The 14,149-nt window shown below is 45.7% G+C and carries 14 protein-coding genes; 3 read left to right on the forward strand and 11 right to left on the reverse strand.

Annotated features, from left to right (window positions below):
- Window positions 1-6 precede the first annotated feature (6 nt).
- From BCT49_RS19680 to ilvG, 3 genes are read right to left on the reverse strand one after another with little or no spacing between them, the layout of a single operon-like run.
- Window positions 7-972, reverse strand: a complete 966-nt coding sequence (locus BCT49_RS19680) for a branched-chain amino acid transaminase (protein ID WP_102437612.1) — start codon at window positions 970-972, stop codon at window positions 7-9.
- A gap of 12 nt (window positions 973-984) precedes the next feature.
- Entirely contained in the window at window positions 985-1,269 is a 285-nt protein-coding gene (ilvM, locus tag BCT49_RS19685; RefSeq protein WP_017111739.1) for an acetolactate synthase 2 small subunit, read from the reverse strand.
- 1 nt (window position 1,270) lies between these two features.
- On the reverse strand, window positions 1,271-2,917 hold the full coding sequence (ilvG, locus tag BCT49_RS19690; protein ID WP_102281292.1) for an acetolactate synthase 2 catalytic subunit: 1,647 nt from the start codon (window positions 2,915-2,917) through the stop codon (window positions 1,271-1,273).
- Between the two features lie 471 nt (window positions 2,918-3,388).
- Here ilvG and BCT49_RS19695 point away from each other — a divergent pair, with 471 nt between their 5' ends.
- Complete coding sequence (locus tag BCT49_RS19695; protein WP_102437614.1) at window positions 3,389-4,912, forward strand: YifB family Mg chelatase-like AAA ATPase; 1,524 nt, start codon at window positions 3,389-3,391, stop codon at window positions 4,910-4,912.
- Window positions 4,913-5,007: 95 nt separating this feature from the next.
- On the opposite strand, the gene BCT49_RS19700 is transcribed toward BCT49_RS19695, so the two are convergent.
- The 6 genes from BCT49_RS19700 to BCT49_RS25940 form a co-directional block, all read right to left on the reverse strand.
- A complete protein-coding gene (locus BCT49_RS19700; protein ID WP_102437616.1) occupies window positions 5,008-5,961 on the reverse strand; it encodes a DUF2860 domain-containing protein in 954 nt (317 codons plus the stop codon).
- Between the two features lie 236 nt (window positions 5,962-6,197).
- Window positions 6,198-6,797, reverse strand: coding sequence for a thiol:disulfide interchange protein DsbA/DsbL (locus BCT49_RS19705; protein WP_102437618.1), 600 nt, complete (start codon window positions 6,795-6,797; stop codon window positions 6,198-6,200).
- A gap of 55 nt (window positions 6,798-6,852) precedes the next feature.
- Window positions 6,853-7,839, reverse strand: a complete 987-nt coding sequence (locus BCT49_RS19710) for a serine/threonine protein kinase (protein ID WP_102437620.1) — start codon at window positions 7,837-7,839, stop codon at window positions 6,853-6,855.
- 74 nt (window positions 7,840-7,913) lie between these two features.
- A complete protein-coding gene (gene ccoG, locus BCT49_RS19715; protein WP_102437622.1) occupies window positions 7,914-9,332 on the reverse strand; it encodes a cytochrome c oxidase accessory protein CcoG in 1,419 nt (472 codons plus the stop codon).
- A gap of 299 nt (window positions 9,333-9,631) precedes the next feature.
- On the reverse strand, window positions 9,632-9,895 hold the full coding sequence (locus BCT49_RS19720; RefSeq protein ID WP_017109664.1) for a YihD family protein: 264 nt from the start codon (window positions 9,893-9,895) through the stop codon (window positions 9,632-9,634).
- A 136-nt stretch (window positions 9,896-10,031) separates the two neighbouring features.
- Complete coding sequence (locus BCT49_RS25940) at window positions 10,032-10,199, reverse strand: hypothetical protein (protein ID WP_198595883.1); 168 nt, start codon at window positions 10,197-10,199, stop codon at window positions 10,032-10,034.
- A 282-nt stretch (window positions 10,200-10,481) separates the two neighbouring features.
- Here BCT49_RS25940 and BCT49_RS19725 point away from each other — a divergent pair, with 282 nt between their 5' ends.
- Window positions 10,482-11,273 carry a sporulation protein gene (locus tag BCT49_RS19725; protein ID WP_102437625.1) on the forward strand — a complete coding sequence of 264 codons (792 nt, stop codon included), beginning with the start codon at window positions 10,482-10,484 and terminating at the stop codon, window positions 11,271-11,273.
- Between the two features lie 144 nt (window positions 11,274-11,417).
- Window positions 11,418-12,071: a PAQR family membrane homeostasis protein TrhA gene (gene trhA / locus BCT49_RS19730; protein ID WP_102437628.1), complete on the forward strand. Its 654-nt coding sequence runs from the start codon at window positions 11,418-11,420 to the stop codon at window positions 12,069-12,071.
- 21 nt (window positions 12,072-12,092) lie between these two features.
- Here the strand turns inward: trhA and BCT49_RS19735 are convergent, their stop codons facing one another.
- Together BCT49_RS19735 and BCT49_RS19740 are read right to left on the reverse strand one after the other, a co-directional pair.
- Window positions 12,093-12,632 carry a DUF3157 family protein gene (locus BCT49_RS19735; RefSeq protein WP_102437630.1) on the reverse strand — a complete coding sequence of 180 codons (540 nt, stop codon included), beginning with the start codon at window positions 12,630-12,632 and terminating at the stop codon, window positions 12,093-12,095.
- Window positions 12,633-12,658: 26 nt separating this feature from the next.
- Window positions 12,659-14,104: a TrkH family potassium uptake protein gene (locus BCT49_RS19740; protein WP_102437632.1), complete on the reverse strand. Its 1,446-nt coding sequence runs from the start codon at window positions 14,102-14,104 to the stop codon at window positions 12,659-12,661.
- Window positions 14,105-14,149: the final 45 nt, after the last annotated feature.

A 14,149-nucleotide genomic window follows, 5' to 3' on the forward strand; every position in this document is an offset into this window, starting at 1 on the left:
TGTTGCTTACTTAGTGGTTTGTGTTTGGCTTTCTGACGCGTGGTCTGCTGGGTAAACGTAATCTAACCAGCCCCACTTATCTTCAGTCGTCCCATTGAATAAACCAAAGTAAGCAGCTTGAACTTTTTCAGTGATAGGACCGCGTTTGCCTTCACCTACTGTAATTTTGTCTACGCTGCGAACCGGAACGATCTCTGCAGCTGTGCCTGTCATGAAGACTTCGTCAGCAAGGTACAGTGCTTCACGAGCAATGTTCTCTTCACGGATTTCATAACCCATGTCTTTTGCTAACGTCATGATCGAGTCACGAGTGATGCCCGGCAGAATCGCGCTGGTTGCTGGTGGTGTAGAAAGAATGCCGTTACGAATAACAAAAATGTTCTCGCCCGCGCCCTCTGAAAGATAACCATCAACACTCAGAGCAATACCTTCATCGTAACCATGACGACGAGCTTCACCACCAACGAGTAGTGATGATAGGTAGTTACCACCAGCCTTTGCTGAGGTTGGGATAGTATTTGGCGCTGCACGGTTCCAGCTTGAGATCATCGCATCTACGCCATTTTCTAGCGCTTCTTCACCTAGGTAAGAACATGGGAAAGCGGCGATGATCAGATCCATTTCTGTGTTTTCAGGAGGACAAACACCTAAACCAACGTTACCCACAAAGCCGAGAGGGCGGATGTACGCTGACTCTAGCTTATTTTGGCGTAGCGTTTCGCGAGTCGCTTCCATAATTTCTTCTTCAGTGAAAGGAATTGGGAAGCGGTAGATTTTCGCTGAATCTTTTAGGCGTCTAGCATGCTCTGGGTGACGGAAGATAACCGGACCCTTTGGCGTGTTGTAGCAACGAACGCCTTCAAATACAGAAGTACCGTAGTGCATTGCGTGAGTCAGGACGTGAACGTTCGCCTCTGCCCAAGGAACCATTTCACCGTTAAACCAAATATAGTCTGCCGTTTTAGCTGTCATGTTTGCGGTTCCTTATGCACTTATTTTTTGTTGTAAGTTATTGTTTGGCAATTCATTACGACTGATAGAGATAACGTCAACGGTACGTACATCCCACAGCTTCTCGATCTGATTAACTAAGAAAGAAATCGGGCGGTCACTGTCGACAATGATCTCAACGCTCGCGACTTTGCTTTCGTGGTTTTGGGTGCCTGCCACTTGCTTAACGATGAAGCCACGGTGACGAATAACACGAAGAACACGTTCTAACAGTACTGGTTTATCATCGGCTTTGATGTCTAATAAGTATCTTTTCATGTTATGTGTTCTCCAACATTTCGCTGTTTGAAGCACCTGGCGGTACTAGTGGCCATACGTTTTCTTCTTCATCGATAAGGACATGAAGTAGGTAAGCGGTTTTGCTCTCAAGCATCTCTTTCAATGCTGGCTCTACTTCTTCTTTACGCGTGATGGTTTTGCCCGGGATATCGAACGCTTTCGCTAGCATGACGAAATCTGGGTTGTCATCCAAGATAGTTTCACTGTGTCGGCCATCAAAGAACAGAGATTGCCATTGACGAACCATGCCTAAACGAGAGTTGTTAAGCAGCACCATCTTTACTGGGATTTGGCGACGCTTCAGCGTACCAAGCTCTTGTACGTTCATCATGAATGAGCCGTCACCAGAAATAAGAATGGATTGGTCATCAGGACGACCAACTGATGCACCCATCGCTGCAGGTAGGCCAAAGCCCATAGTGCCTAAGCCCGCTGAAGTGATGAAGTTTTGTGGATCGCGTGGCTGAATATGTTGAGCTGCCCACATCTGGTGTTGGCCAACATCAGTCGAAACCATAGAACTCGCAGGCATCATGTCTGACAGTTGTTTCAACAGTAGAGGTGCGAAGATAAGGTCGCCTGGGTGGTCGTAGCGCCACTTAAATGAGCTACGCAGCCCTTCAGAATGGTGAACCCAAGATGAGATGTCTTGGCTGAGTTCCAGTTGAGGCATGATCTTGTTGATGTCACCACGAATAGGCGCATTGGCTAGACGCAGTTTACTGAACTCTGCCGCATCGATATCGATATGGATAACCTTAGCGTGCGGTGCAAAGGTATCGAGCTTACCGGTAACTCGGTCATCAAATCGAGCGCCAACAACAATCAACAGGTCACTTTCTTGAACCACTAGGTTAGCCGCTTTGGTGCCGTGCATACCCAGCATGCCCAAGTAGTGTGGGTCGTCACGTTCAATGGTGCCTAAGCCTTTTAGTGTGCTTACTGCAGGCATTGGGTTTAGACGTAAAAACTCACGAACTGCATCGGTTGCTTTCGCCAGTTGAACGCCACCACCTACGTATAAAACAGGACGAGTCGCTTGAGACAAGAAGTACTGAGCTTGTTCAATCGCATCCGTTGTCACAACAGGAATTGCTGGTGGTGTAAATTCAGGAAGAATTTTTACAGGGGATTCTGCTAGCTGAACATCTTTAGCGATATCGACAATAACCGGACCGGGACGCCCTGCTTTTGCAACGATAAATGCTTCAGCCAGTGTTGGAGCAAGATCTTCAATATCGGTAACGAGGTAGCTGTGTTTAGTACACGACAGAGACATACCAATCACATCCATTTCTTGGAATGCATCGGTACCAATGTGGGAGCTAGCAACCTGGCCTGTGATGGCGACGAGTGGGATGGAGTCCATAAACGCATCAGCAAGACCTGTCACTAGGTTAGTTGCGCCAGGGCCTGAGGTTGCCATACAAACAGCCACGTCTTGTGTTGCACGTGCCATACCGATAGCGGCCATTGCAGCACCTTGCTCATGGCGACACAGGATATGTTCAACCCCGCCGTCATAAAGTGCATCGTAGATTGGCATGATGGCACCACCTGGGTAACCAAATACGGTTTCAATACCCTGCTGTTTTAATGCGGATACAACTAGTTCTGCGCCTTTCATCGGAATTTCCCCGTATTACCTATATTTTGGTAACTGTTTCCATTGTCTATGCACATCTTGTGCTCCCATTCTTCCTGTAAATCGGCAAAGCCGAAAATGTTTCAAATATAAAAATCGAATCGTCAAATTAGAAAAAACCCCCGGACTTTTCAGTGCGGGGGTTTTTTCTAATTCGTGGTTACTTTTTTCCCACTCGCCCCCGCGTAGTCTTAATAATGACTACGATAATCAGGTTAATCAGTGCGTAAATGCGAGCGTTAAATATCATAAAATTCGAGTTTTCTCGTTTATTGTCTTAAGTAATTGTCTACATCTCTAGTGTTATCACACAAATCTGCCGCATGACAAGGAAAATGTCATTCTTTTTTCACATTAAAACACCATTCCACCACGCTATATAACAACCTTATCGCTTTGGTGAGCAATGAATATCCAGAGTGAATACTTTTAAATCAAAGACAAAGGAAAGTTATGGGACTCGCGATAATTCATAGCCGAGCTAGTGTGGGTGTAGAGGCGCCAGAAGTGACCGTTGAGGTGCATATAAGCAACGGAATGCCCGGTTTTACGCTGGTGGGTTTACCTGAGACGACGGTTAAAGAATCGAAAGACCGAGTGAGGAGTGCCATCATCAATTCTCGCTTTGAATTCCCATCGAAAAGAATCACTGTCAATCTTGCTCCTGCGGATTTACCCAAAGAAGGAGGGCGTTTTGACTTACCAATTGCTCTGGGTATTTTGGTGGCGTCCGATCAACTACCCACATCAAAAATAGCCCAACATGAGTTTATTGGTGAGTTAGCACTGTCGGGAGAGCTGCGTTCAGTCAAGGGAGTGCTACCAGCTACATTAGCGGCGGATAGTGTTGAGCGATGCTTGGTGGTACCACATCACAATGGCGATCAGGCAGCCTTAGTTGGTAAGGGCGCGCATAAATCCGCGCAAACGTTGTTGGAGGTTTGTGCCGATATGTGTGGTCAGGCTCAGCTTGGGTTGTATCGTACAGAGCAACATCAGGTCGATGCAGTCGAACATCGAGATTTGCAAGATATCATTGGTCAACAGCAAGGTAAGCGTGCATTAGAAATCGCAGCGGCAGGCAATCACAACTTACTGTTCCTTGGTCCACCGGGAACAGGCAAGACTATGCTCGCTTCTCGATTGCGTGACTTACTGCCTGAAATGAGTGATGACGAGGCAATGGAAACCGCTTCGGTGGCCTCGTTAACGCAGCAAGAGATCAATCAATACAACTGGAAGCAAAGGCCTTTTCGGTCGCCTCATCATTCCAGTTCGATGGCGGCATTGGTGGGTGGTGGCTCCGTACCTCGCCCCGGAGAGATCTCTTTGGCGCATAACGGATTATTGTTTCTTGATGAGATGCCGGAGTTTGAACGCAAGGTGCTCGATTCATTACGAGAGCCACTGGAATCAGGTGAGATCATTATTTCACGCGTGGCAGGCAAGACTCGTTTCCCTGCGCGTTTTCAACTGGTGGGTGCGTTGAACCCTAGCCCAACAGGTTATTATGAAGGTAATCGAGCGCGAGCGAATCCACAGATCATATTGCGCTATCTCAATCGATTATCGGGGCCGTTACTGGATAGGTTCGATATGTCATTAGAGATCCCATTACTGCCCAAAGGGATGTTGGCTGAAGGTGGCGACCGTGGAGAAACAACTCAAGTGGTCAAACAAAGGGTCAAGCAAGCGCGCCAGTTGATGCTGTCTAGGAACCATAAATCGAATGCGTTGTTAGGCAGCCGAGAAATCGAAAAGTATTGTCCGTTGCGACGCGAGGATGCGGAGTTTTTAGAAACGGCGCTGCATCGATTGGGTTTATCTATTCGTGCGTACCATCGAATCATCAAGGTAGCGCGTACTATTGCAGACCTAGAAGGAAACGAGCAGATTGAAAAGAAGCATCTATCGGAGGCGCTTGGCTATCGAGCTATGGATCGACTATTGAAACAACTCTCTGCTCAAGCTGTATAGCTGTATAGCTGCATAGCTGGAAGCAAGAAAGCCTGCTTTTTACACAGGCTTTCGTTGTTATGAACTCATGGTGATTAGTGAGCAGTGATGCCTAACTAAAACTTGTAGTTCAAGCCAACGGAAACGATGTATTGTGATTCATCGTAGAAGGTAATGTTTGACTCGCTGGTACCGTAACCCGCAAGGGAAACGAACGACCAGTTTTCCCAATCCATGAATTGATCATATTCATACGCGGCAAACAAGTTGATGTTGTCGTCGCTGCGCTTCTTTTGAAAAGTCATGCTGCTTGCATCGTAAGAGCGTTGGTTATAACCCGCTGTTAGTGCGTACTGGTGACGACCCATACCACCGAATAAGCTGACTTCACCACCGAACTGTTCGAATGATGCTGCATCACCTTCTGCATCCGTTGATTGATAAATCAAAGACGGAACCAGCATCATGGTGCGGCTAATAGGCTGACGGTACTGACCTTTCAGGTAGAAGGTATCCGCATCGCGCTTTAGTGCGTCTTCAACCAGATCATCTTCTACATCTCTGGTCGCGAAAGCCATATCGACAGAGAACGCCGAGCCAGCAATGCTATCTAGCTTTAGACGGAACGCATTACCTGTTTCGTCAGTTTTGCTTCGAGCAATACCTTCTGCGTAAGGGTTTGCCCAAGTTTCACCAGACATAATCGTTGGTAGAAGTGAAGCATCGATCACCATGCCTGACTCAAGTTGGTATTTGTAACCTACTTCAAGTACCACGGTACCCGTTGCCACATCATCACGGGCAGTACCTGTGTAAACTTGATGGTTTAGCTTTTCACCAAAGGTGTAAGCAACGCTACCTAAAGGAGCAACCAGAAACGAGCTTTCCGAAGAAGCCTTCTGTTGGTTAGATGAAATAGTGCTGTCAGCATCGGTATTAAAATTTGAGGTTGAGGAAGTAAAACCGGTGTTGATAGAGATTTCACCACTGAAGCCTGCTTCATCAGCAAGCTTGGCAAAAGCAGGTGCTGCGGCAACGCTCAGTGCTAATAACGTATATTTAATTTTCATTCAGAGGCTCCTTGCCCCAGTGAGTGGTAGCAACAAATGCTTGTTAATAAAAGGTTATAGAAAACAACATAATCTAAAGGTTCACTTTATCGCGCACCTTATAAAGGTTTATTAGATAAATGGGAAGTAGAACCGTATCGCGGGCTAAAAATTATGTGTTTGCTAAAGATTATTAAAAAGCGTCAGGCACAAAAAAGGAAGCCGAAGCTCCCTTAATATGGTTTTTTGATTGTTTTTTACTTCTTCAGTAGGAAGTTAACCAATGCAAAATATTCGTCTAGGCTGTTGATGCCTTGTGCTTCTACCAAGTAACGGTTATTCACCACGACTGCTGGTACGCCAGAAAGGCCGCTGTCTTTGAATGCTTTGTCAAAACGACGAACCATCGAATCTACTGCAAAGCCATTGTAAGCCGCATCAAACTTCTTCGCGTCGATGCCTTCGTCCAAGAAGATTTGGCGTAGTTCTGCTTCATCACGTGGTGGCTTGTTCATGTTGTGAATGCGGTTAAACATCACTGGCACCATTTTGTCTTCCACTTTCAGCGCAATCATTGTCGCGTAAGCTTTGCTCATTGGCAGACCCATGTTACCACCCATGAATGAAACATGGTTCTTCTGTAGCTTAGCGTCAGCTGGTAGCTGTTGTTTTAGCTGCTGGATGATAGGCTCAAAGCTATTACAGTGTGGGCAGTAGAAAGAGAAAAACTCTGTCACCATTGGTTTCTTTGATGCTTCTAGATCGAGAACTTTGTAGTGTTCACCTTCGTTAAATTTCGCAGCGTGAGCTGAAAGGCTCAACATGATCAATGAGAAAAATGCGAATAGCTTTTTCATTTATCCAATCTCCATTATGTTTGAATTTTTATCTAGTTGTATGTTGCGATTGCGTTTACCACTGAGGCATTAACGAAAGTGGTGGCTCTTGCAGGGTAGCAATTTGCTCTTTACAAGCAAGTACTTGTTGCTCCCAATATTTTGGGTCATTAAACCATGGGAAGGCCAAAGGAAACGCCGGATCATGCCATCGCTTCGCCAACCATGCCATGTAATGCACCATACGTAGACCGCGTAGTGGTTCGATTAGTTTCAGTTGCGAGGGATTAAAATCACAAAACTCTTGATAACTCTCTAGCAGAATATCGAGTTGCATCAGCTTATCTTGGCGCTCACCGTTAAGCAGCATCCACAGATCTTGAACCGCAGGGCCATTACGCGCGTCATCGAGATCGACAAACATTGGCCCGTCGCGCCATAGAATATTACCCGGGTGGCAATCGCCATGCAGGCGGATATTTTCAGTATTGCTCGGCCATTGGCTCTCTAACTCTTTAATCAGTAGGTCGACGTCATTGAAGAACGCGTTTTCTAGATGCGTGGGGATAAATTGCGAGTTTTCTAATATCTTACGTGGCTGATACAAATACTCATCTAGGCTGATGGTTGGGCGATGTTGGAATGTTTTGCCTGCACTCGCCTTATGAATTCGACCAAGGAAACGACCTACACCTTCCAATTGGTTTAAATTATCCACTTCATACTGTCGACCACCGACACTTTCAAACAGTGCAAACAGATAGCCTTGGTATTCGTGTAAGGTCGCACCATTGATACGCATTGGCGGTGCGATTGGCATCTCTTGTTCGATCAGCTCTAATGCGAAGTCGTGTTCTTCTTGGATTTGTGCTTTGTTCCAACGCTGTGGGCGATAAAACTTAACAACGTAGCGTTTGCGGTCTTCATCGGTGAATTGGTAGACCCGATTTTCGTAACTGTTGAGAGCGAGAAGCCCGGATTCAGCGTGAACCCCAATACTCTCCAGTGCGTACCACATGAAGTCAGGAGTCAGGTTATCAAAGTTAAAGGCTTGCATCGTCATATAATAAAAAAGGCTCATTACTGAGCCTTTTTCCATTTATTGGGGTGTTATACCAACCGTTAAGGTGATTGGTATCAGAGCTTCTTGATAAAGCGGCTTTCGACTTCCATCGTAAACTCTTCATTATCCGAGAGTATAAACTGAATTGTCGAAACTGGTGAGCTCAGTTTTTCTGGATCGACTCCCAAACTGATAGGTAGGTTCAGAACCTCGCCTGGTTCTACAGTAATGGTTTGCTTACCGTACCAGATCGACTCTGGAAGCCCACTCACATCGAGCTTATATTCTTGCTCCTGCTGAGTTTTGTTAATGACTTTCAAGTTGTAAGTATTTTCGACAAGCCCTTGGCTATTGATTTTAAATAGCTGGTTTCTATCACGCAGAACACTTAAACCTGCAGGATCAACACTCGCGATTTGTGCGAAAAACAGACCCAACATAACGATCAATATTACGCCATAGCCCAAGAGCTTAGGACGCATCACTTTGGTTGAGTGCCCTTCAAGCCTGTGTTCGGTGGTGTAGTTGATCAGGCCTTTCTCATAACCCATACGCTCCATTGTGTTGTCACAGGCATCGATACACGCGCCACAGTTAATACACTCGTATTGTAGGCCGTCACGGATATCAATCCCGGTAGGACATACTTGCACACACAAATTGCAGTCAATACAGTCGCCTAAGCCGAGTTGCTTGTGGTCGACTTTACGTGACCGAGGGCCTCGGCTTTCACCACGTTCGGTGTCATAGCCAACAATGAAGGTATCTTTGTCGAACATAGCCGATTGGAAACGCGCATACGGACACATGTGAAGACAAACTATCGAGCGCATCCAACCCGCGTTGGCATACGTACAACCTGCGAAGAATAGTACCCAAAACACAGGCCAAAAAGTGGAGTTAAAGGTAAAGAAGCCAACCACCAACTCTTTGATTGGAATGAAGTAGCCAACGAAGGTGAGACCGGTTGCGATAGCAATAGCCCACCATGCGATGTGTTTGAGTGTTTTCCTGATCGCCAAATTGGCGGTGAGTTTGTTTGAATCTTGCTTCTTACGCTTGTTAGCCGCGCCTTCCAGTTTCTCTTCGAACCAGATGTACATGAAGGTCCAGACGGTTTGCGGGCACAAATAGCCACACCAGACTCGTCCTAAGAAGGTGGTTATGAAGAACAAGCCAAACGCCGCAATCATGAATAGGATGGCGAGTAGCGTCAGATCTTGTGGGTACAAAGTTGTACCAAAGAAGTTGAACTGTTGGCTGCCGATATCGAGCAAGATCGCTTGTCGCTCACCAAATGGGATCCATGGGATAAGCGCAAAAAGTAAAAGTAAGAACCAACCGCCATAGCGGCGTAACTGTTGGAATTTACCTTTGCTTTCTCGCACATAGATGCGGTTACTTGGGTTAAATCGATCTCCATTACCTTTATGTGTCTTGGGATTAAAGGTTTTAGGAGTCACATCTTTGATATCGATTTTATCCTGACTCATGGAATATCCTTTTGGTGGCTATACCCTTCTGCGAGAGTATTGACGACATTGCTTTAAAATATGGTGTTAGAGAACCTAAGCTTCGAGTTTGGTGCATGGCTGACTTAGCACTGACTCTTATTATTTTAGAAGGTTCTTATGGGTGGCGATTATAACGGCAATCTTGTTGTCATTTCTTTAACGCAATCAACCTTTAACAACAAAAGTGGTAACAGTTGTGACGAAAAAATAGCGAACAGAAACAAAATAAGCGACCGAGTGGTCGCTTATTGAAAGTCTGGGTGATCGTTTGAAGCCAGTTAGATGATGCCGCGCGCTTTAAGAATCGCTGTTTTGAAGTCATCTTCTTGGTCTTTTTTTAGACCTGGGATCATTTCATCTTTTTCGCTGTTACGCATTTTTAGATGATAGATAAGAACATCATCAGTCAGATCTTCAAGCTTACCTTGGTAGCCTGCTTCTTTTGATAGCTTAATGATGAACTCTAATAAGTTAAGCTCTTGATCTTTTTGCCACTCAGGCTCCATAAGCTCAAGAAGTTCCTCAATGCGGTGACACTTCATACTTTAATTCTCCACAAATTTTATAATGATTTGTGGTTAAGGTATCAAATCGGATAGGGAATACCAATGTGTAAACACATTTCAGGACGGGACAGTGCAAGAAAAGAAAAAAGCGCAGTAAAAACTGCGCTTTTTGTTAAGCGGCTTTAATTACTTTGGTTGGAGTCGGTGCTAATAAAGCAGTCTTCTCTACTAAAGTCATTGTTGGAGCCAATTTCTTTGCCATTGGAGCAGCAACAAAGCCACTACGACGACGCATCGCACTACGGTTGGTGTGCGAGAACCTGACAGCTGTTGGGCGCATTCAGTAACCTAACGGTCAGGCATATCCATTGCCAATCTAATGGCCTGACTTATCATGAGCTGGGCTTCAATTGCTTGAGGCTTCACTCGTCTGGCTCTCGCCAATCCGAATAATAAATCAGGATAATGATATGCATGCATATCAAGGCTAGATTATCACTATCTCAGTTATCGATCGACGCCTGAGTGATAAATAGACGATATTAGAGCTAAAATAGTGTGAGCAGTATATTTGAGTTTGAACCTCTTTCAGGCTTAAGATGATGCTTTAAAGGAGGTGCATATGTCGTTCTTGAAGAAAACGTTAGCAAGTTTTGGAATTGGGTCTGCCAAGGTGGACTCTGTATTGCAACAGGAAGTGCTTTACCCAGGTAAGAAGGCGAGCATTATTGTGCATGTCTACGGTGGCGCTCAACCGCAGGAGATTGACAATATCGATCTCAATCTGTGTTGCCGCTATGTCAAAGAAGTCACCATGAATTCCCAAAGGCAAGAGGGTGGTCATAAACGCCGAATGCACCAAACATACTCGTTGGCCAAATGGAGCCTACCGTATGCTTTTGTTATTCAGCCGGGTGAAACTCGCGATTTTGAATGTGAGTTCGATGTGCCATTGAATACCCCAGTGACGATTGGTGATTCCAAGGTTTGGTTAGAGACAGGACTCGATATTGCGATGGCAATCGATCCGTCTGATAAAGATATTTTAACGGTTCGTCCCGATCCACTACTCGATGGCATTTTTAACGAACTTGAAGCTCAAGGGCTACGCATTCGCCAAGTCGAGTGTGAAGCGGTGGAAGGTTTTGAATTACCGTTTGTGCAAGAGTTCGAATTTGTTCCAACCACGGGGCCTTACCATGGCCGTTGGCGTGAATTGGAAGTGGTTGCACACCATGATGAAACAGAGCTCAAGCTGTGGTTTGAGATCGATAGAAATCGCGATGGTGCCAAAGGTATGTTAGCGAGCTTGCTTGGTATTGGTCAGCTACAACGCCAATTGAGCGTCCCGCTTGATATCCCACCAGAGGATGCCGGTAAGATGGTGGTTGAGTATTTAGAAAGCGCCTCTTAGCTGAATCGTATGTATTTACTTAATCACATCGGTTAGCTTTATTGCGCATCTCACAAGTCATTTTGTCATAAAAATTTAAGCTTACACGTGTAAGCTTAATGTGCAATACTAGTCTAATCGAACATTTACTCTAGTAGGATAATCATGTCTGCATCATCGGCGAGCGAATACAGTGACATCGAAGAACGCGCTAATGCGATAACTCATGGCTTAGGCGTGGTGCTTGGTGTGGTTGGGTTAATCCTGCTACTGATTTGTGCGTTTGACTATCAAGCTGACATGCTGACTATTACCAGTATGACGGTCTATGGCAGCAGCATTATCCTTCTGTTTCTTGCTTCTACGCTTTACCACTCGATCACCACAGAAAAAACCAAGCGCTTGCTGAAAACCCTCGATCATTGTGCGATTTACTTACTGATCGCAGGCAGCTACACGCCTTTTTTATTGGTCGGATTAAGAACCCCACTCGCAATGGGCTTGATGGCGGTTATCTGGGGAATTGCGTTGGTCGGTATTATTATGAAGATTGCCTTTGTATACCGATTTAAGCGCCTATCGCTGTTCATTTACTTAGCGATGGGTTGGCTATCTTTGATTGTGGTTTATCAATTGGCGATGAACATCGATATCGGTGGTTTGGTGTTACTGGCAGTGGGTGGGGTTATTTACTCGCTGGGTGTGATTTTCTATGTGGCAAAACGCATCCCTTATAACCATGCCATATGGCACTTGTTTGTATTGGCGGGCTGCGCTTGCCATTTCTTCGCTATTTATCTGTACGTGACGCCAGTTTAGCCGTCACAACGCTAGGTCAAATTAGCGTGTTGAAACGTCAGTAATCTCTACATCGATTTTATATTCTGGGTATTTAGCCACATCAATTGCGAGGTACTTACCTTCGGCAGAGGTTTGTGGGCGAAGGTAAGTATCCGCCATACGTTTGATAGATTGCCATGTATTAATGCTTTCTTGATGAAGTAGCTCACCTGTTGGTGAGTAGACCGTAACTTCTAAGGTAACTAACACTACCGCTTGTGTACTTTGGTTAGTAATTGAAATCGGCAGAATCAGTTGTTCATTTTCGTAGAGTCCAGCCCCAATCAAAACATCCACACCGGATTTAGAAATCTGTAAACTTGGTTTTGTATCACCAATTATGATTGTGGTACCGCGCGTATTTTTGGCTACTGGGATACTTTTTAGTACAGGCTCTCCGTCCGACGAAGCCTTGTTATGATATTGCCATGTAAAGTCATCTTTTAGCAGTATCTGTTTACCATCTTGCAGAGTCACCATTTGGTCGGCGAATGCAGAGCTGCTAAGCAGTGCGCTTGCGATAAGTAGGTATGATTTCATCTGTGTTTCCTTAAATATTCGCGTAATTAGCGTCGCCAAAAGGCTGGGAAAAATAGAACAATTAGCGTCAGTATCTCAAGCCTGCCCATCAACATACCTAAACTTAATAACCATTTAGCGGCGTCTGGTAGTGGGGCAAAGTTCCCGGTTGGACCTATCACGCTGCCCATACCTGGGCCTACGTTGGCTACGGCTGTGATAGCGCCCGAGATGCTCGTTATTGGGTCTAATCCCATCGCACTCAAACCACCAGCGATTAAGATAATAGTAATAAAGAACATCAAACCAAATGCGACTAATGAGCGAACAATGTCGTCACTGACTGGTCGTTGGTTGTAGCGTTGAACAAACACACCAGATGGATGAATTAGCTTCATCATTTGTTTGTGGAGCATTGTCATCGCGATCTGAAAGCGGAAGATTTTAATACCACCAGAGGTAGAACCCGAGCAGGCCCCTGCCATCATTAGAAACGCAAACAGTGTAGTTGGTAGTGCGCCCCATGCGGTGAAGTCTTCTAAGCCAAAACCAGTTGTGGTGACAACAGACACGATGTTGAACATAGAGACACGCAGAGCATCCATCACGCTATACCCATCTCTCATCACCAACCATGTGGAGATCACAGCACTGGTGACTAAGAATAGGTAAGTGAAGCCTCTGACTTGCGCGTCTTTGTAGAGCAGTGAGAGCTTTCGGCCGCGAAGTGCACTGACAAACAGTAAGAACGGTAGGCCGCCAAGGAACATGAACGCAGTTCCGACCCAGTGGGCGCTGTTCGAGAAGTGATTCATTGAGCTATCTGAGGTCGAGTAACCGCCAGTCGAGAGCGTTGTGAATGCATGATTGATGGCATCAAATACGCTCATTCCGGCAAACAGGTAACTCACCAAGCACAAGCCTGTCAGTACCAGATAAACCGCCACAATGTTTTTTGCGACGGTTTTCGCTCGTGGGCTGCTTTTATCTGACCAATCGGAAGACTCAGTTTGGAACAGGCGCATACCACCGACGTTAAGCATTGGCAGAACAGCTACCGCCATCACGATAAAGCCGATGCCGCCTAACCATTGCAGTATAGAACGCCACAATAGAATACTTGGCGCCATGCTGTCTAAGCCACTTAGTACGGTTGAACCAGTCGTGGTGATACCCGACATGGTTTCAAAGTAGGCGTCAGTAAAGCTGATGTGATTGATAAAAACAAACGGCAGTGCAGCGAAGGCGCTGGCAATAGTCCAGACCAGAGAGGTGATCAGGAACATGTCCCGCACCCCTAGTCGAAACTTAGCGGAGCGGCCTAAACTCAAGCAGATGAACGCCACAATGTGCGTGATCACTACCGATTGACCAAACTCGAGGAAACCACCGGTGCCAGTAAAAAAGGCAACCAATGTAGGGATGTACATGAAAAGGGCGAGTTTTGATAACACTAACCCTATCACTAATAATATCGGACGAAAGTTGACCATAGCTTAATAGACCATCGCTTTGTGCCGGAGCGTCGTTCTCACAAG

This window comes from Vibrio lentus (assembly GCF_002875945.1).
GTDB classification, from domain to species: Bacteria; Pseudomonadota; Gammaproteobacteria; order Enterobacterales; family Vibrionaceae; genus Vibrio; species Vibrio apostichopi.